Annotated in this window: 22 protein-coding genes; 17 read left to right on the forward strand and 5 right to left on the reverse strand. The window is 71.0% G+C overall.

The genetic code is table 11. The features are described from left to right. Positions 1-19 precede the first annotated feature (19 nt). From YIM_RS33300 to YIM_RS33310, 3 genes are all read left to right on the forward strand, one after another. The gene (locus YIM_RS33300; RefSeq protein ID WP_153034086.1) at positions 20-979 is read left to right on the forward strand and encodes an NAD-dependent epimerase/dehydratase family protein; all 960 of its coding nucleotides are present in this window, start codon (positions 20-22) and stop codon (positions 977-979) included. A 163-nt stretch (positions 980-1,142) separates the two neighbouring features. Then, positions 1,143-1,796, forward strand: a complete 654-nt coding sequence (locus YIM_RS33305; RefSeq protein WP_153034087.1) for a methyltransferase — start codon at positions 1,143-1,145, stop codon at positions 1,794-1,796. After that, entirely contained in the window at positions 1,780-1,989 is a 210-nt protein-coding gene (locus YIM_RS33310) for a CDGSH iron-sulfur domain-containing protein (RefSeq protein WP_153034088.1), read from the forward strand. Before YIM_RS33305 ends, YIM_RS33310 begins: the two co-directional genes overlap by 17 nt. Here the strand turns inward: YIM_RS33310 and YIM_RS33315 are convergent. Beyond that, positions 1,981-2,997: an iron-containing redox enzyme family protein gene (locus YIM_RS33315; protein ID WP_228004164.1), complete on the reverse strand. Its 1,017-nt coding sequence runs from the start codon at positions 2,995-2,997 to the stop codon at positions 1,981-1,983. The two genes, YIM_RS33310 and YIM_RS33315, sit on opposite strands and share 9 nt — an antisense overlap. Before the next feature lie 124 nt (positions 2,998-3,121). Here YIM_RS33315 and YIM_RS33320 point away from each other — a divergent pair, with 124 nt between their 5' ends. Beyond that, on the forward strand, positions 3,122-3,835 hold the full coding sequence (locus YIM_RS33320) for a GAF and ANTAR domain-containing protein (RefSeq protein WP_228004165.1): 714 nt from the start codon (positions 3,122-3,124) through the stop codon (positions 3,833-3,835). 357 nt (positions 3,836-4,192) lie between these two features. On the opposite strand, the gene YIM_RS33325 is transcribed toward YIM_RS33320, so the two are convergent. Continuing rightward, a complete protein-coding gene (locus YIM_RS33325; protein WP_153034090.1) occupies positions 4,193-4,651 on the reverse strand; it encodes a DUF4383 domain-containing protein in 459 nt (152 codons plus the stop codon). Positions 4,652-4,835: 184 nt separating this feature from the next. On the opposite strand from YIM_RS33325, the gene YIM_RS33330 reads away from it, so the two are divergent. Together YIM_RS33330 and YIM_RS33335 are read left to right on the forward strand one after the other, a co-directional pair. After that, on the forward strand, positions 4,836-5,705 hold the full coding sequence (locus YIM_RS33330; RefSeq protein ID WP_153034091.1) for a manganese catalase family protein: 870 nt from the start codon (positions 4,836-4,838) through the stop codon (positions 5,703-5,705). A gap of 92 nt (positions 5,706-5,797) precedes the next feature. Beyond that, positions 5,798-6,787 (forward strand): NAD-dependent epimerase/dehydratase family protein, encoded by a 990-nt coding sequence (locus YIM_RS33335; protein ID WP_153034092.1) that lies wholly within the window; start codon positions 5,798-5,800, stop codon positions 6,785-6,787. On the opposite strand, the gene YIM_RS33340 is transcribed toward YIM_RS33335, so the two are convergent. Beyond that, the gene (locus YIM_RS33340) at positions 6,702-7,271 is read right to left on the reverse strand and encodes a sigma factor-like helix-turn-helix DNA-binding protein (protein WP_153034093.1); all 570 of its coding nucleotides are present in this window, start codon (positions 7,269-7,271) and stop codon (positions 6,702-6,704) included. The two genes, YIM_RS33335 and YIM_RS33340, sit on opposite strands and share 86 nt — an antisense overlap. 141 nt (positions 7,272-7,412) lie before the next feature. On the opposite strand from YIM_RS33340, the gene YIM_RS33345 reads away from it, so the two are divergent. Continuing rightward, positions 7,413-7,847, forward strand: a complete 435-nt coding sequence (locus YIM_RS33345; RefSeq protein ID WP_194239842.1) for a DUF4383 domain-containing protein — start codon at positions 7,413-7,415, stop codon at positions 7,845-7,847. 3 nt (positions 7,848-7,850) lie between these two features. On the opposite strand, the gene YIM_RS33350 is transcribed toward YIM_RS33345, so the two are convergent. Then, a complete protein-coding gene (locus YIM_RS33350; RefSeq protein ID WP_228004166.1) occupies positions 7,851-8,507 on the reverse strand; it encodes a TetR/AcrR family transcriptional regulator in 657 nt (218 codons plus the stop codon). On the opposite strand from YIM_RS33350, the gene YIM_RS33355 reads away from it, so the two are divergent. From YIM_RS33355 to YIM_RS33385, 8 genes are all read left to right on the forward strand, one after another. Beyond that, the gene (locus YIM_RS33355) at positions 8,491-9,114 is read left to right on the forward strand and encodes an SDR family oxidoreductase (RefSeq protein ID WP_228004167.1); all 624 of its coding nucleotides are present in this window, start codon (positions 8,491-8,493) and stop codon (positions 9,112-9,114) included. The two genes, YIM_RS33350 and YIM_RS33355, sit on opposite strands and share 17 nt — an antisense overlap. Then, positions 9,111-9,428, forward strand: a complete 318-nt coding sequence (locus YIM_RS49410; protein WP_228004168.1) for a hypothetical protein — start codon at positions 9,111-9,113, stop codon at positions 9,426-9,428. The genes YIM_RS33355 and YIM_RS49410 overlap by 4 nt, the downstream gene beginning before the upstream one ends. Positions 9,429-9,515: 87 nt before the next feature. Continuing rightward, entirely contained in the window at positions 9,516-10,799 is a 1,284-nt protein-coding gene (gene eno, locus YIM_RS33360) for a phosphopyruvate hydratase (protein WP_153034095.1), read from the forward strand. Positions 10,800-10,843: 44 nt separating this feature from the next. After that, entirely contained in the window at positions 10,844-11,479 is a 636-nt protein-coding gene (locus YIM_RS33365) for a TetR/AcrR family transcriptional regulator (RefSeq protein WP_228004169.1), read from the forward strand. Between the two features lie 10 nt (positions 11,480-11,489). After that, complete coding sequence (locus YIM_RS33370; RefSeq protein ID WP_153034097.1) at positions 11,490-11,984, forward strand: nitroreductase family deazaflavin-dependent oxidoreductase; 495 nt, start codon at positions 11,490-11,492, stop codon at positions 11,982-11,984. Positions 11,985-12,038: 54 nt separating this feature from the next. After that, positions 12,039-12,905, forward strand: a complete 867-nt coding sequence (locus YIM_RS33375; RefSeq protein ID WP_153034098.1) for a helix-turn-helix transcriptional regulator — start codon at positions 12,039-12,041, stop codon at positions 12,903-12,905. Positions 12,906-12,927: 22 nt separating this feature from the next. Continuing rightward, positions 12,928-13,905, forward strand: coding sequence for a hypothetical protein (locus YIM_RS33380; protein ID WP_153034099.1), 978 nt, complete (start codon positions 12,928-12,930; stop codon positions 13,903-13,905). Positions 13,906-14,125: 220 nt separating this feature from the next. Further along, entirely contained in the window at positions 14,126-14,578 is a 453-nt protein-coding gene (locus YIM_RS33385) for a hypothetical protein (RefSeq protein WP_153034100.1), read from the forward strand. On the opposite strand, the gene YIM_RS33390 is transcribed toward YIM_RS33385, so the two are convergent. After that, positions 14,575-15,030: a hypothetical protein gene (locus tag YIM_RS33390; protein ID WP_153034101.1), complete on the reverse strand. Its 456-nt coding sequence runs from the start codon at positions 15,028-15,030 to the stop codon at positions 14,575-14,577. The genes YIM_RS33385 and YIM_RS33390 overlap by 4 nt on opposite strands. 85 nt (positions 15,031-15,115) lie before the next feature. On the opposite strand from YIM_RS33390, the gene YIM_RS33395 reads away from it, so the two are divergent. Next, complete coding sequence (locus tag YIM_RS33395; protein WP_153034102.1) at positions 15,116-15,940, forward strand: SDR family oxidoreductase; 825 nt, start codon at positions 15,116-15,118, stop codon at positions 15,938-15,940. Positions 15,941-16,125: 185 nt separating this feature from the next. After that, a complete protein-coding gene (locus YIM_RS33400; protein ID WP_153034103.1) occupies positions 16,126-17,856 on the forward strand; it encodes a serine/threonine-protein kinase in 1,731 nt (576 codons plus the stop codon). Positions 17,857-17,898: the final 42 nt, after the last annotated feature.

The following is a 17,898-nucleotide window of genomic DNA, read 5'->3' on the forward strand; positions in this document are numbered from 1 at the left end:
GCCGGGTACACCCCGACCCATGGACTGGAACTTCACCAGGGCGGTGGTGACCGGCGGCGCCGGCTTCGTCGGCTCGCACCTGTGCGAACGCCTGCTGTCGCTGGGCACGCAGGTGGTCTGCGTGGACAACTTCGCCACCGGCGCGCGCGAGAACCTCTGGGAACTCCTGGAGACACCGGGGTTCACCTTGGTGGAGGCGGACGTGACCACCTGGCCGCCCGCCCCGCCGGGCGAAGTCGACCTGGTGCTCCACCTGGCGTGCCCCGCCTCGCCCCGCGACTACCTCCGCCTGCCCTTCGAAACGCTGGCCGCGGGTTCGGCGGGCACGGCGTGGGCGCTCGACCTGGCCCGCCGCCACAACGCCCGGTTCCTGCTCGCCTCGACCAGTGAGGTCTACGGCGATCCCGGCCGCCACCCCCAGCGGGAGGACTACTGGGGCAACGTCAACCCGATCGGCCCGCGCAGCGTGTACGACGAAGCGAAGCGCTACGCCGAGGCGTACACCGCGGCCGCCCGGCGCGAATGGCACGCGGACACCACCATCGCCCGCATCTTCAACACCTACGGCCCCCGCATGCGGCCCGACGACGGCCGGATGATCCCCGCCTTCGCCGGGCAGGCGCTGCGCGGGAAACCGCTGACGGTGGCGGGCACGGGCGAGCAGACGCGGTCGATCTGCTACGTCGACGACACGGTGACCGGCTTGCTGGCCCTCGCCGCGAGCGGTCATCCCGGGCCGGTCAACATCGGCAATCCGCACGAACTGACCGTGCTGGAGATCGCCGAGGAAATCCGGCGCCTGACCGGTACCCGGTCGACCGTCCGGCACATCGACGCGGCGGAGGACGATCCTCGGCGGCGGTGCCCGGACATCGGCCTCGCCGAGGCGGAACTCGGCTGGAAGCCGGCGATCGACCCCGCCGAAGGGCTCGCCCGCACCATCCGGTGGTTCGCCGGGTCGTCCGCCCTGTCCGCCTGACCAGGCCGGTGCGTGCTGCGCCGCGGTTCCCAGCGGCTCAACGTGAAACCGGTGCGGCCGTCCGAATTGCTGACCACCCGACACTCCGAACTGGACCGGTCCGGCCGGTGGTTTCTCGCGGACACGAATGGTTTGACCGGAAACCGGTGGGTATGAGCTACTCATGGCCACCACCACCCGCTTGGCCCGGCTTCCGGGGGTCTACCAGCCGCAGGCCGACACCCGGCTCCTCGCTTCGGTCCTCCACCGGACGCGACTACCCGCCGGGGCCCGGATCCTGGACGTCTGCACCGGCACCGGCGCGCTGGCGCTCACCGCCGCGCGACTGGGCGATCACGACGTCACCGCGATCGACGTCTCCCGCCGGGCGGTGCTTTCGGCCCGGCTCAACGCCTTCCGCCTGGGCCTGCCGGTCGCCGTGCGTCGGCGGTCCTTTGTGGACTTCACCGGCGCCTTCGACCTGGTGCTGGCCAACCCACCCTACGTACCCGCCGCCACCGCCGCCCCGGCCGGGCGCGCGCGGTGCTGGGACGCGGGAGCCGACGGCAGGGCGCTGCTCGACCCGTTGTGCGCGCTCGCCCCGCGATTGCTTCGGCCGTCGGGCACGCTGCTCCTGGTGCAGTCCGATGTGTCCGGTGTGCCCGCGACTCTGGAACTGCTGCGCTCGGCGGGCCTGAGCGCCGAAGAGGTCACCCGCCACCGGAACCCCTTCGGCCCGGTCATGCACGCGCGCGCGGCGTTCCTGGAACGCACCGGACTGATCCGGACCGGCCGTCGTCACGAGGACCTGGTGGTGATCCGTGCCGAACGCGTCTGAAGACCGTCGCCGGGTCATCGTCGAGCCCTGCGGGCCGGTACTGGTCGAGGGACCGGTCGAACTGGTGCTGCCGGACGGCACCACGCAGCACTGCGACCGGTTCCTGGTCGCGGTCTGCGCGTGCCGGCGCAGCAAGCGATATCCGTTGTGCGACACCAGTCATCGCAAGCGGGTCCGGCGGGATTCAGCGTGAGCGCAAGGAGGACAGCCCCGCCGCCCACCGTCCCAGCACGTGCTCGGCGAAGCGCCCCTCGAGCAGTTCCGTGGCCTGGATGCCGAACACGATGTCACCGGCCAGCTCCGGCTCCTGCGCCAGCAGTCCGCCGACCACCTCGTGGCGCATCACCTGCTCGTGCACGGCATCCGCCTCGATGTGCTCGGTGTAGAACCGGCGGCACTCCGGTGCCGCGCCGAGGCGGGCGAGCGCGTCGTCCAGCCGCTGCGCGCTGGGCCCGGTGGTGATCTCAGCGGCGGTGAAGTGCCCCACCAGCGCGCCACGCCACCGCCGGTGCAGGCCGAACAGCGACATCAGGTTGACCACCGCCAGCATGCACGCCGGGGTGCTTTCCAGGTAGTGCAGGTAGTCCGGCGACAGTCCGGCGGCGCCGAGGAGGTCCGCGTACAGCTGGGCGTGCACCCGGTCGGGGTGCCCGCCGCCGAACTCGTCGAACTCCACCGCGACCAGCGCCGCCTTGGGCCGCCCGGACAACCGCGGAATGACCCAGGCGTGCGGATCGGCTTCCTTGAGGTGGTAGATCGAGCGGTGCGCGAAGAACTCCCGCACCTGCCACCACTCGGCCTCGTCGCACAGGAAATGGCTCAATCCACGGCCGGGTACCGGTTCGACCAGCAACGCGTCCAGCTCCGCCGTCACGTCGTCACCACCGGCGACCTCCCGCCGCAGCGCGGAAACGAAGTCCCGCTCCAGCACCGCGCGCAGCCGCAGCAGTTCCGGTTCCCATTCCCACTCCGCGGCGACCTCGCGGAAACCGCGGTAGTGCAGCTCGTAGCAGACGTGGAGGGCCACCTGCACATCTTCACCGAAGGCGTCGGAGGGGCCGGGATCGAGCTGCCGCAGCACCGCCTTGTCCCGCCGCTCCCCCAGCACGTCCACCACCGCGGCCGAAATCGGACCGCGTGCGGCAGGCAGCGCCGCCCCGAGATGGGCAGGCGTCGCGGTCGAAGGCACAGTCACTGTCACACGGGCGGTGTACCCGGCCGGAGCCGGTTCATTCACAGCGAGTGGGCGGCGGAGCAGCGAGCCGTGCGCGAAGATGGACGGGTCGAGGCTACCGGCTGCGATGGCCAAGTGGAGGTGGCGAGCGGTGGACGGGCAACGCCATGATCGGTTGTGGCGGCTGGTCGCCGAGCGCTCCGCCACCCGCACCAAGACCTCGGGCTGGGTCGGGGTGGTCTGCGCGGTGGCCGTCGAGCAGCTCGAAGTGGACGCCGCGGCGGTCACCGTGCGCACGAACGCGTTGTCGCAGGATCTCATCGCGGCCAGTGGCACGTGGGCGGAATCGCTGGAGGAACTGCAGTACACCGTCGGCGAGGGCCCGGGTATCGCCGCGTTCGAAGCGGGGGAACCGGTGCTGACCGGCGACCTGGGCGCGGCGGCCACCCGGTGGCCCGGTTTCGCCGAGGAAATCGCGGCCAACGGTGTGGGCGCGGTGTTCGCGTTTCCCTTGCAGGCCGGGGCAATCCGGATGGGCACGCTCACCCTGTACCGCCGCCGGCCCGGCGCGCTCACCGCATCGGACCTGGGCGACGCCGCGATACTGGCGGAGATGACCACCACCGCGCTGGTGGCCGACAGCCGGGGCACGGAGACCACCGCGTCGTGGGCCAAGGAGGACACGCCGGGGTTCTACGACGAGGTGAACATCGCCACCGGGATGCTGGCGGCCCAGCTCCAGATCAGCCTGCAAGACGCACTGCTGCGGCTGCGCGCGCACGCGTTCAGCCAGCACCTTCCGCTCACCGAAGTCGCGCAGGCCGTGCTCAACCGGCAACTCCGCTTCGACTCGCCCGCGGAGTGATCCCCGTCCGCCCAGCCGCCCGCGTGGACGAACTGACCGCACCGGCCCGGTAGCGGGTCGGTCCCAGTCGGCGTCGGGATCGGCCCTGCCCCGCGCGTCGCCGTTGACCACCGCGATCATCCGGCGGGCTTCCACCTGCTGTCCCCCGGCGCCGTGCTCGGCTTCGAGTCCGTCCCTGGCTTCCTGCCGCCCGCAGTCGCGCCACACCCGCATGATGCCGACGGCCTCGTTCAGCGCCGCCCGGCGGCGCACCCGCTCGACGAGCAGGTGCGCCGGTTCTTCCCGCCAGTCCGGGGTGCTCATCACCCCACGGTCCTCCCCCGGACGGCCGGGCGCCAGCCGGTACCCCGGCGCGCGTCAGGCGCGACGGAGGCCGCGGCCGAGTGCCAGGCCGAAGGCGATCATGGTCACGGCCAGGCCGAGGTGCAGCCAGTTGTCCGCGGCGTTGACCGGCACGAAGTTGGCCGAGGAGCCGTGGTCGATGAACAGGCCGTAGAGCCACAGCACCAGATAGACCACACCACCGCCGAGCAGGAAACCGCGGGCCCCGGACGGGGTGCGCGCCAGCACCAGCCCGGCCGCGCCGAACAGCAGGTGCACCAGGTTGTGCAGGACGGACACGGCGAACACGCCGAGCAGCAGTGCCGCCGACTCGTGCCCGGCGAAGGTGAGCGTGTCGAACCCGGTGGTCACGCCTGGCACGAAGCCAAGGGCACCGACCAGCAGGAACACCACGCCGTAGATCATCGAGACCAGCTGGACCGGGGTACGCCGCGTCACGGCGGGGGTATCCGGCGGCTGGTGGGGGCGGGACATGGGAACTCCTTCCGAGGGTTTTCGCTGACCCATGCGGAGATTCCCCGGCCGGAGCGGTTCACACGCGGCCACCCGGACCAATCGGGAACCGGGAATACATTCTCCGAGCCCGAATCCGCATGGACCGGTGAACCGTGGGAAGCCCGGGTGAGCATCACGCCCGATTCCCAGGAGGTTGTTCACGGTGTTCCGGCATACAAAACTGCTGCAGTGCGAAGCGAAACCGGAAAGGCCCGATCCGGTCTATGCCAGAAAACTGCAGGAACTCATCGGCGGCGCGTACGGTGAGATGACGGTGACCATGCAGTATCTGTTCCAGGGCTGGAACTGCCGCATGGAGGGCAAGTACAAGGACCTGATCATGGACACCGCCACCGAGGAGATCGGGCACGTGGAGATGCTCGCGACCATGGTGGCGCGGCTGCTCGAAGGCGCGCCGGCGACGGCGACCGCCGAAGCGGCGAAGGACCCGGTGATGGCCGCGGTGCTCGGCGGCATGGACCCGCAGCAGGCCATCGTGGCCGGTGGCGGCGCGCTGCCCAACAACGCACAGGGCGTGCCGTGGATGGGGTCCTACATCGTGGCCAGCGGGAACCTGCTGGCCGATTTCCGGGCGAACGCGGCGGCCGAGGCACAGGGCCGCTTGCAGACCGCGCGGTTGTACAACATGACCGACGACCCCGGGGTGAAGGAGATGCTCAAGTTCAACCTCGCCCGCGACACCGTGCACCAGAAGCAGTGGCTGGCCGCGATCGAGGAGTTGGAGGCGGACGGCCTGGAAGAGACACCGTACGCGCCCAACGCGTTGTTCGACGAAGAGGACCAGACCCACAACAACACCATCTGGCACCTCTCCGACGGCCCCGACGGCGCGTCCGGTGGCTGGAGCCAGGGCGAGAACGCGATCGAGTACCTGATGGATCCGGAACCGCTGGGCGGTCCCGGTACCGCGCCGAAACCGGACCCGGCCCTCTACGGAACCTATTCCGCGGTCAAGAACGCGGCCGGTACGGCCAAGGGAAAAGCCAAGCAGGCCAAGAAAAAACTGACCTGAGCCAGCAGGCTTCCCGGCGGGCCCGAGCCACGCAGGCGGCTCGGGCCCGCCGGTTCTCGTTTGCCGGGGCGGTGGCCGGGTACAGCAGGGACATGTCCCACGTAGTCGTCACCGGTGCCACCGGAAACCTCGGTGTGGCCGTGCTGGAAGCGCTGGCGAAGGAGCCCGCTGTCCGTTCGGTGACCGGACTGGCCCGCCGGCGCCCGGCGTGGCGGCCCGAGAAGACCGAGTACGCCGAAATCGACGTGGAGACCGACGAACTGGACTTCACCGGTGCCGACGCGGTGGTGCACCTGGCTTGGCAGTTCCAGCCCACGCGGCATCCGGAGCAGACCTGGGCGGCCAACGTGCTCGGTTCCCTCCGGGTGTTCGAAGCCGCGGCGCGGGCGGGGGCGACCCTGATCTACGCCTCGTCGGTGGGCACCTACGCGCCCGGTCCGGTGGAGGACCGCGTCGACGAAAGCTGGCCGACCCACGGCTGGCCCGGTGCCGCTTATCCGAGGGAGAAGGCTTACCTGGAGCGCTATCTGGACGCCTTCGAGCGGGAGAACCCGTCGCTCCGCGTGGTCCGGCTGCGGCCCGCGTTCGTGTTCCAGCGGCGCGCGGCTCCCGAGCAGCGGCGCATCTTCGGCGGCCCGCTGGTGCGGGGATGGCTCGTCCGCCCGGAATGGCTGCCCTTCGTGCCGGACGTCCCCGGCCTGCGGGTGCAGGTGATCCACGCCGACGACGTCGCCGACGCGGTGTGCCGCGCGCTGCTGCGTCCCGTGCGAGGCGCGTTCAACCTGGCGGCCGAACCCCCGCTCGACAGCCGGGGCCTGGCGTCCACCTTGGGCAAACGCACGGTCCGGGTGCCGAGGGCGGTGGCACGAATCGGGCTCGCGGGAGCCTGGCACGCCCGCGCCGTGCCCGTCGACCCCGGCCTGTTCGACACCGTGACCCGGTTGCCGCTGATGGACACCGGGCGCGCGCGGGACCAGCTCGGCTGGACGCCGAACGTCACCGCCTGGGAAGCGGTCGGTGAGCTGCTCGCCGGACTGCACGGTGGTGGTGGCCATCCGACCCCGCCACTGCATCCCGATTGACGCACTGGTGCGAATGGTGCGGCAGCGTGGTGAGCGTGCGGAGCCCGTCGCGCAGCCGGGTGTGCACCTCCAGCATGGACACGCCCAGTTCACCGGCGAGTTCCTCGACCGTCCGCCCCTGCCAGAGCACCGCGCGCAGCACATCGCGCTGGCCACCGGGCAGCGTGTGGTACTCGTCGAGCAGCACCGCGTCGACCACCGCCTGCTCCAGCACCGCACTGTCCACACGCGACTCGAGTGCCACGCGCAACGCCGCCACCACGTCGTCGCGCTCACTGCGGGACAGCTGGGGCGAACGCGGCAGAAGGCCCTCGCGGCGCAACTGGCGGCAGATCCGGACCGAGTCCCGCCTGGTCAGGCCGATGCCCACGGTGACCCGGCAGACCAGTTCGGCCAGCCGATCGGCTTCCGGGCCGGCCGCGGCCCCTGGCCACCGGAACACCGCGCTCCACTTCAGCGGTGCCCGCACTGTCGTACCGAACATCGTTCACGCTCCGACCGCAGCTCCTGCGCCGACGGGGCAACGGGTACCCCCGGAGTGGCCCCGCTGAACCACCCCGCGGCCCGTTTACCCGCGATCCGGCCGGGTAACCGGCCGGAGTCGACCGGAATGGAGTGCTCTGCCATGCCCGAACGTCACGGATTCGCCCTCCGGCTGGTCGTGTTGCTAGTCGGCATCGCCTATCTCGCGCTGGGAGTGCTCGGCATCTTCGTGCCGGGCAACTTCGGCTCGACCGGGGGCGGCCCGTTCACCAGCCACCAGCCCCAGTACACCCTGTGGATCTTCAGCGTCGGCCCGCTGCTCAACATCATGCGCATCGGCATCGGCGTGCTCGCCCTGATCGCGGCCCGCGGCGACCGGGGAGCGACGATCTTCTCCCTCGCCGCCGCCGTCTGGCTGGCCGGGGTCAGCGCCTACAGCGTTCTGGTGATGATCACCGGCACCGGCGACCGGCTGAACCTCAACTGGGCCAGCGTGGTCCTGCACCTGGTCACCATGGTGGTCACCGCGACGGTCGGTTTCCTGGGCATGCGCCGGAAAAGCCACGTCCGGTCCTAGGCACTAAGCGCGCCCGAGCAGCCCGTCGCTGATCAGGTCCGCGAGCTCCCGCGCGGTGCGTTCCCGGCTTTCCCTGGTGCCCGGCCGCGCCCGGCCGAGGCGCTGGGCGAGCGGCAGCTGCACCAGGCCGGCCACCGGGCTGATCACCGCGAAGAAGAGCACGTCCACCGGCACGGTGGGCGTGCGGCCCGCCGCCATGAGCCGTTCGACGGCCGGGACCAGCGGCCACAGCGTCGGCGCCACGTACTTCTCGTACAGGTAGTCCAGCCGCTCGGACTCGCGGCCGAACTCGTCGGCCAGCAGGCGGCCGAGCAGCGGCGCTTCGACGGCGGCCTGGTAGAAGTGGGCGATCAATGCGCGAACCCGCGCGGCGTCGTCCAGTTCGGCTTCGAGCAACCGCTCCCGTTCCCACTGGTCGCCTTCGAGCGCCGAATCCACCACCGCCCGCCAGAAACTGGCCTTGGACCCGTAGCGGTCGTTGATGAAGTTGTGGCTGACGCCGAGCCGTCTCGCCAGTTCCCTCGCCGAAGTCCGGTCGTAGCCGAGTTCGGCGAACGCCTCCATCCCCCGTCGAAGGATTTCGGCCTCGGCGGGCACCGGGCGCGCACCCGCCCCCGGCCGCCCCGGGCCGGAGGAAGCACCCATGACCACGCCGGACATCCCGGTTCCCGACCTCACGGGCAAGCTCGCAGTGGTCACCGGCGCGAGTGACGGCGTCGGCCTCGCACTGGCGGCCCGGCTCGCCGGCGCGGGCGCGGAGGTTGTCATGCCGGTCCGCAACCCGCGCAAGGGCGAGGCCGCGCTCGCGAAGATCCGCCGGGAGCACCCCGGGGCCGAGGTCTCCCTGCGCGACCTCGACCTGTCCTCACTGGCGTCCGTCGCCGCGCTGGCCGACCGGCTCACCGAGGAGGGACGGCCGATCCACCTGCTGGTGAACAACGCCGGGGTGATGACGCCACCCGAGCGGCAGACCACAAAGGACGGTTTCGAGCTGCAGTTCGGCACCAACCACCTCGGGCACTTCGCCCTGGTGGGCCGACTGCTCCCGCTCCTGCGCGCCGGCCGGGCCCGGATCACCTCGCAGATCAGCGTCGCGGCCGGCCGGCACGCGATCAACTGGGCGACCTCCAGTGGGAACGCGGGTACAACGGCAACCGGGCCTACAGCCAGTCGAAGATCGCGTTCGGCCTGTTCGGCCTCGAACTCGACCGCCGCGGCCGGGACGGCGGGTGGGGCATCACGAGCAATCTCTCCCATCCCGGGGTGACGCCGACGAACCTGCTGGCCGCGCGCCCGGAGGTCGGCCGCGGCCGCGACACCACGCTGGTGCGGTTCATCCGCGCCCTGTCCGCGCGCGGCATCCTGTTCGGCAAGGTGGAGTCGGCGCTGCTGCCCGCGCTCCACGCCGCGACCTCACCCGGTGCCGGAGGCGGCCGCCTCTACGGCCCCAGCGGCTTCCGCCACCTCTCCGGCCCGCCTGCTGAGCAGAAGCTTTATCCGCGCCTGCTCAGCACCGGCGACGCGCGCCGGATCTGGAAGATCTCCGAGGAACTGACCGGCGTCGGCTTCCCGGACGCGTGAGCGGGAAGCCGCCACGTACGGGATCGATTCAGTGATCCTCTGCTAGCCTCCCGATGAGTTCCGCGCCCAAACTTACCGAGGAGTGACATGACCGCTATCGCTCGCGTCAGGGGCCGTGAAGTTCTCGACAGCCGCGGCAATCCGACGGTCGAAGTCGACGTCGAACTCGCGGACGGTTCGCTCGGCCGGGCCATGGTTCCCTCGGGCGCCTCCACCGGCACCAAGGAAGCCGTCGAACTCCGGGACGGGGACAAGTCCCGGTTCCACGGCAAGGGCGTGCGCAAGGCGATCGAAGCGGTCAACACCGAGATCGCCGAAGCACTCGTCGGACTCGACGCCGAGGCGCAGGCCGAGGTCGACCGCGCGCTGATCACGCTGGACGGCACCGCGAACAAGGCCAGGATCGGTGCCAACGCCACGCTCGGCGCCTCGCTCGCGGTGGCCAAGGCCGCCGCGAACGCCAGCGGGCTGCCGCTGTACCGGTACGTCGGCGGGGTGTTCGCGCACCTGCTGCCGATGCCGATGATGAACATCATCAACGGCGGCGCGCACGCGGACAACCCGATCGACTTCCAGGAGTTCATGATCGGCCCGCTCGGCGCGGAGACCTTCGCCGAGGCCGTCCGGATGGGCTCGGAGGTGTTCCACACCCTGCGCAAGTCGCTGCACGAAGCCGGGCACGGCACCAACGTCGGCGACGAGGGCGGCTTCGCGCCGAACATCGACTCGGCCGACGAAGCGCTGGAGTTCGTGCTGCGCGCGATCGAGCAGTCCGGCTACACGCCCGGCGAGGACATCGCGCTGCTGCTGGACCCGGCCGCGTCGGAGTTCTACACCGGCGAGGTCTACGACTACACCGGCGAGGGCCGCAAGCGCAGCGTCGAGGAGCACGTGGCCTACCTCGCCGACCTCACCGCCCGCTACCCCATCGTGTCCATTGAGGACGGTGTGGCCCAGGACGACTTCACCGGCTGGAAGGACCTCACCGACACCATCGGCGACCGCGTCCAGCTCGTCGGCGACGATGTGTTCTGCACCAACGTGAAGCTGCTCGAAGACGGCATCGAGCGCGGCATCGGGAACTCGATCCTGGTCAAGGTCAACCAGATCGGCACCCTCACCGAAACCCTGACCACGGTGGAAACCGCGCACAAGGCCGGGTACTCCGTGGTGATGTCCCACCGTTCCGGCGAAACCGAGGACACCACCATCGCCGATCTCGCCGTGGCCACCAACTGCGGCCAGATCAAGACCGGGTCGCTCTCGCGCTCCGACCGCACCGCCAAGTACAACCAGCTCATCCGGATCGAAGAGGAACTCGGCGCCGAAGCCCGCTACGCCGGAGCCCAGACCCTCCGCGGCCGTCGCTGACGCTGGCTCTATCAATCGATTGAATCAGTTGATAGCCTGCTCTGGTGCCAGCCGACAGCACGGAGCAGCGGCTCATCGCCGCGGCCGAGCGCCTGTTCGCGGAGCAGGGCGTCGACGCCGTGTCGATGCGCGGCATCATGCAGGCGGCCGAGACCAACGTGGCCGCGGTGCACTACCACTTCGGCGGGAAACGCGGCCTGCTCGACGCGGTGCTGCGTAGCCGCGCCGGTCAGGTGTCCAGTGAGCGCGACTCACTGCTGACGAAGCTGACCGGCGCGGCACCCACCCAGCGGGAACTCGCGCACGCGTACGTGCGGCCGGTGCTCGCGGTGCGGCGCTCCGGTGGCGAGCACTGGATCCGGCTGGTCGGCAGGCTGCTGACCGAAGGCGATGACAGGCTGGCCGTGATCGCCGGGCCGTTCGCCGAGCGCAACGCCGCTTTCCTCGAGCTACTGCGGAAAGCGAGCCCCGGCGCGGACACCGCGACCCTGCACTTCCGGCTGACGCAGGCGATGAACCTGACGCTGACCGTGCTCGGCGACCTCGGCCGGACCCGGCGGCTGCTGGACTGCGAGGACGTCAGCTGGAGCGGCGAGGCCGTCGTCGAGCAGCTCATCGACCTGGTCACCGCCGTGTTCGCGGGCCCGCCCGAAACCAGGGATTCCACCCGGCACCAGTGAGGAGTCAGCGATGGGACGGTTCAGCTTGCCCGAGGACACCCCGAAGGGCATGGATTCACCCGTGGTCGCCAAGATCATGAAGCTGATGTCGAGGGTCCACGTCCGGGTGTTCACGCTGACCGGCGGCCGCGTGGGCAGCACCTGGCGGGTGGGCGCGGGATTCCGCAAGCCGGTGCCGACGTTGCTGCTGGAACACCGCGGACGGCGCTCCGGGCGGCGGTTCGTCACCCCGCTGCTGTACCTGCGCGACGGTGACGAGTTCGTGATCGTCGCCTCGCAGGGCGGGCTGCCCAAGCACCCGCAGTGGTACTTCAACCTGCGCGCCGATCCCGAAACCCGGGTGCACCTCAAGAAGCAGGGGGCGATCCCGGTCCGCGCGCGGGTCGCGTCCGCGGAAGAACGCGCCGAACTCTGGCCACGCCTGGTCGATCTCTACGCCGATTTCGCCAAGTACCAGGCATGGACCGAGCGCGAGATTCCCGTGGTCTTCCTCACCCGCCGGTGAAGGTGGTATCGGTGAGTCCTGGTTGGACCACCGCGCGCGGATCATGCTGGGAGCATGGAACGGAAAGACCTCGCGGACTTCCTCCGGCGTCGCCGTGCGGTGCTGCAACCGGAGAACGTCGGGATTCCGGGCGGGGGACGGCGCCGGACGCCGGGGCTGCGCCGCTTCGAGGTCGCCCAGCTCGCCGGCATGTCACCGGACTACTACGCCCGGCTGGAACAGGCACGCGGCCCCCAGCCGTCGGTCGCGATGCTCACCGCGCTGGCCCGCGCGCTGCGGTTGACGATCGACGAACGCGACCACCTCTTCCGCCTCGCCGGTCACCACGCTCCGCCGCGCGCCGGCGGTGAGGAGCACGTCAGCCGCGGCCTGCTCCGGCTGCTGGACGGGTTGCCCGGCCTGCCCGCCCTGATCGCCTCCGACCTGAACGTCGTGCTCGCCCAGAACCCGATGGCGGACGCGCTTTTGGGGCCACAGACGCACTTCCGCGGCCTCGCCCGCAGCTGCACGTACCGGTGGTTCACCGGTACGGAGCTGCGCGGGCGCCATCCCGCCGAGGACCACGAGCACGAAAGCCGGGCGCAGGTGGACGACCTGCGGGCGACCCTCGCGGCCCGTCCGGCCGATCCCATGGCGAACGAGCTGGTCCGGGCGTTGCGCGCGCGGAGTGCGGAGTTCGACGGGCTCTGGGCCCAGCACGACGTCGCGGTGCGGCGCAGCGACCGCAAGCGCATCCTCCACCCCGCGGTCGGGCTCATCGAACTGGACTTCGACGTACTGGCCACGGCGCGGCAGGACCAGCGCCTGATCGTGTACTCCCCCGCGCCGGGCAGTGCCGCGGTCTCTCAGCTGGAACTGCTCGGCGTGCTCGGCCAGGAACGCTTCGCCGTACCGGGAAACGACCGGCACCGGCCGCGCTAGTCAGCGTCTTGAAAGGACAACCGTGTTTTCTTCCGGACTGCGGCGAGTCGCCGCCGGGCTCGGCGTCGCCGTGCTGCTCACCGCGACCCCGCCGGCCGCCGCGTCACCCGGCACCCGCCTCGGCGAGGTGCGCACCCTCGCCCGCTTCGACCGGGCCGCCGGCCAGGCCGCCGAGAGCATCGCGCTGGAGCCCGGCGGCGGTGCGCTCGTCGGCATGATCCCCGCCCGTCAGGTGGTGCGGGTCGCGCCGGACGGGACCGTCGAACCGCTCGTCACCATGCCGCTGCCCCCGGACGGTGGCGGCACCACGCCGGTCGTCGGGATCCCGGTGGTCACCGGGGTCGCCCGGTCGGACAGCGGTGCCCGGTACTTCCTCTACTCGTCCGGGCGCGGCGGGCTGACCGGGATCTGGCAGCTCCACCGCTCCGGTGAGCCGCGGCTGGTCGTGCCGCTGCCCGCCGACACCATGCCGAACGCACTGGTCATCGACGCCGAGCGCGAGCGCTTCCTGGTCACCGACTCCACCGGCGGGCGCCTCTGGCAGGCCCCGCTGCGCGGCGGTGGAGCTTCGGTGTGGTCGGCGGACCCGGCACTGGCGCCCAGCGGCTTCTTCGGTGCCAACGGCCTGAAACTCCACGATGGCGCCGTGTGGGCGAGCAACTCCGACCGCGGCACCATCCTCCGGATCCCGCTGACCGGCGGCGGTGGCCCCGGCCGCGCCGAGGTCCGCGCCACCGGGCTGGCAGGCATCGACGACTTCGACTTCACCGGGCGGGGCAACGAAATCCTCGCCGCGATCAACCAGACCAGCCAACTCGTGCGGGTGGCTGCGGACGGCACCCGGGAAACCCTGCTCGACGCCGACGATGGCATGCAGGGCACCACAGCCGTTGTCGTCCGGGGAAACCGGGCCTACGTCACCAACGGTGCCAACCTGTCCGGCGACAACCCGAACCTCCTCGTCGCCCGACTCCAGCGGCGAGCCCACCCGGCGGATTGACCGTGGCGGGATCTTAGCGCTTCTTGTCGTCACCATCCGTGTTGCCGAGGGCGTTTTCCGGTCATCCTTGGGTCATCGGATCGACACGAGGAAGGACCGGGAAAATGCGCAAGCCGATTACTACGATCATCACCTTCCTGAAGGATTTCGCCTACGGTATCCACGCCGGGAACGCGATCCGGCTGGGCATGGCGGTGCCGCAGCGGAAGCGGGCAGTCCGATGACCGGCGACCGGCTCTTCGCCGCCTACCTGGAAGGACGCGAGGTTCGCTGGCACGCCCTTTACGAACGCGAGATCGCGAAAGCCGGAAATGATCGGCAGGCGCGCCTGCTCGCACTATTCGAAACATTGCGCGTCTGCACCGATGACCCTGGGTTGACCGACTGCACTTTCGCCGGGATTCCCACCGAAACGGCGGGCCCGTTCAGCCGCCGGATCATTCTACGGCATGAGATCACTCTCCGTAGCCGGATGGCCGGGCTCGCCGCCGAGGCCGGGGTGCCGGATCCGGACGTGCTGGCCGAAAACCTGCTCACGCTCTTCCGCACCGCGGCGCTGCTGCACCGGACCGGTGCCCGCCCGGCGGTCGTGGCGGAAGCGGTGTCGACCGCCTCGCGCCTGGTCGGCACCGCCCTTCCGGCCAGGGGCACGCTGCATCCGGTCCCCGCCTAACGCCGACTGGCCAGCCAGCGCTCCAGGATCTCGGCCTTCGCGGGCCGGTCGAGCAGGCGGTAAGCCCGCGCCCACACCTCCGGATCGGCCAGCGGGAGCCCCTGCCAGTGCCCGCTGACCCGCGTCGGCAACCGCTCCACCTCCCCGGACGGCCCGCGCAACGCGAACCCGACGAGCACGTCCACCTCGTGGCCCGCCTCGCTGACCACGAAGCGGACGTCGGTGGAGTAGTTTTCGCCGCCGATGGTGTCGTCGCGGTAGGTCAGCCCGGCCCGCTCCAGGGCCGCCGCCACCTCGCGGGCGTCCGCGTCCACCGTGACGTCCCAATCCCCGGCCACGTCGGCGAGTCCGAGCGCCACCAGCAGGCCCGAGCCGCCGACGGCCGCGGTCAGCCCACCGGCTTCGAGCGCGGTGACAACTCGCTGGGCCACGGGCAAGGGCGGAATCTGCACCCGTTGATCAAATCACGCCGTCCACCAACGCGAGCAGGGCCCGACGGATATCCTGCGACTCGCTCCGTGGGCCGGGGGTGGGCGAATGGGCGGAAACCGTGGCAGCCGCGTCGTTCTGATCGCGGGCGCGTCTTCCGGTATCGGACGCGCGACAGCGCTTTCCCTGGCCGCGCGCGGTCACCGGGTCTTCGGCAGCAGCCGCGCGTGGTCGCGGGAGTCACCATCCGGCGCGGAGCCGGTCATCCTCGACGTGACCGACGACGCCTCGGTGCACGCGAGCGTGGACGACGTGCTGCACCGCGCCGGGCGGCTCGACGTGCTGGTCTACAGCGCGGGCTGCTACGTCGCGGGCGCGGCGGAGGAGACCACCCCGGCACTGGCGCTGCGGCAACTGGACGCCTACTTCCTCGGCGCTCACCGGCTCGTCCGCGCCGTGCTGCCCGCGATGCGCGACCAAGCGAGCGGACGGCTGATCTTCATGAGTTCCAGCGCGGCCATCGCGGCGATTCCGTTCCACGCCCTGTATTCCGCGAGCAAGGCCGCGCTGGAAAGCTACGTCGACGCGCTGCGCTACGAGATCGCGCCGTTCGGAGTGGACGCGACATGCATCCAGGGCACGAGCGTGCGCACCGGCGCGGCCGACGCCGCCCTGCGCGCGCGACCCGGACTCGACAGCTACGCGTCCGCCAGGGAACCGGTGATCGAGCGGTTCGCCAGTACGCAGCGCGACGGCAGCCCGCCGACGGCGTTCGCCCGCACGATCACCCGCGCCGTCGAAGCCCGGCGGCTGCCACCGCGGTACCGGGTCGGGCTCCAGGCGAAGACCCTGCCCGCCCTGCGAGCACTGGTCCCCGAAGGACCGTTCCGCGCCCTGTTCGCGCGAAAGTTCGGGCTCCCCACCGGCAAATGAGGAAAACCCGGACGGTGCCGCCGCTCGTTCGCTAGCGTCTGGCTCACTTAGTGGTGACGATCGGAAGTGTGGTGGGGGTATTCGGTGGATCCAGGTTTCGCTGGGCGTGCGGCCGGGAGACCCGCGTACCGGTATTGTGCTCGGGTCTCCCGATCGTGACCACTTAGGCTTCAGGAGGACGTTCGGTGACGCAGCGGCGGCTCGGTGATCGGTTCGAACTGCGGGAGATGCTCGGGCGTGGCGGGATGGGCACCGTGTGGCGGGCCCGTGACCTGCTGCTCGACCGGTTCGTCGCGATCAAGGAGGTGGCGCTCCCGCCCTCGCTCGAAGCCCAGCCGGAAACCCGCGCGACGGTGCTGCGCGAGGCCCGGCTGGCCGCGCGGCTCAACCACTCCGGCGCGGTCACCGTCTACGACGCGATCGAAGACGGCGATCAGGTTTTCATCATCATGGAGCTGGTCGACTCGGAAACGCTCCAGGACCGGATCGTCCAGGAAGGACCGATGCCGCCGGCGGAGGCGGCCGAACTCGGGCTGCGCCTGCTGGACGTCCTGGTCGCGGCGCACAAGCTCGGCATCGTGCACCGCGACGTGAAACCCGGGAACGTCATGGTCTCCGCGCACGGTGAGGTCAAGCTCGCCGACTTCGGCATCGCCAGGCTCGACGGCGATTCGACGTCCACCGCGTCGGGGATCATGGTCGGCTCCCCCGCCTACATGGCCCCCGAGCAGATCCAGGGCCGGTCCGCGCCCTCGTCGGACCTGTGGGCGCTGGGCGTGACGCTCTTCTTCGCCGTGGAGGGGATTTCGCCGTTCCGCCGCGACACCGGCGGTGCCGCGCTCGCCGCCGTGCTGGCCGAGCCGCCGCCGGTCCCGGTCCGCGCCGGGAACGAGTTCGGGCGGCTGCTGCTGGAGATGCTCGCCAAGCCGGTGACGGACCGGCCGTCCCCCGACCAGATCCGCGCGCGGCTGACCGCGATCCGCGGCGAGACCACGGTGTCCGCACAGGCACCGGCACCGGTGCCACCACCGATGCCGATGGCCCCGCCGATGAACCAGCCGTGGGGACCGCCGCCCCAGCCGTACTTCCCGGACCCGCGGCCGCCGCAGGATCCGTGGCTGATCGTCGCCGGGGTCTTCTGCCTGCTGGGCTTCTTCTCCATGACCGGGCTGGCGTTGTCCGCGCTGTTCAGGGTCGACGTCTCGCTGATCGGCGTGGCCACCTCCGCGTCGAGTTCGATGGACTCGCTCGGCTTCCTCGCGCCGCTGGCCACCGGTGTGGTGGGCGTGCTGATGCTGGTCACCGGGATCCTCCTGTGCCTGCGCGGACCGCAGCGGACCTGGGCCGCACTGCTCGCCGGGACCACCCCGTTCTGGGCCTCCGGAGTGGTCTCCTTCCTGATCACGGCACAGCTCAACTCCGGCAGCGACTACTTCTGGGAGTTCCTCGGGCACTCGGCCGCCTACACCCCGGGTGCCGTCGCCGCCGTGATCGCCACCGTCCGCGTCGTGCGCGGGCCGCTGCGGCGGCGCTGGGTGCTGACCGGGCTGGTCGCCGTGGTCACGCTGGGCTGGTACGCCGCCGAGTTCGGCCCGCGGGTGTGGGTGGCCTCGGTGGTGGTCCAGGCTCTCGCGGTCGTCGCGATCCCGGTGCTGGCCACGCTCTTCGCGCCCGGCAGGGACACCGCCAAGGTGCTCGCGGGCTGGGCCGCCGCACTGGCGGTGGCGCTGTTCTCCCAGCTGATCGCGATGCCCGGTTACACCCGCTTCCTCGGCCCGGACCACGAACCGCTGACCGAGATGCCGACGGAGTGGATCACCTCGGCGATCCTGTCGGGAGTCGCCATCGCCGGGATGACCGTGCTCGCGTTCATCGCGGCCAGGTCACGCGAGGCGACGGACCGGCTGCCGAGTTGACACCGCCGGTGCGGTGTCGTTGACTTCTGACGATCTGCGGAA

Source organism: Amycolatopsis sp. YIM 10 (assembly GCF_009429145.1).
Taxonomy (GTDB): Bacteria; Actinomycetota; Actinomycetes; order Mycobacteriales; family Pseudonocardiaceae; genus Amycolatopsis.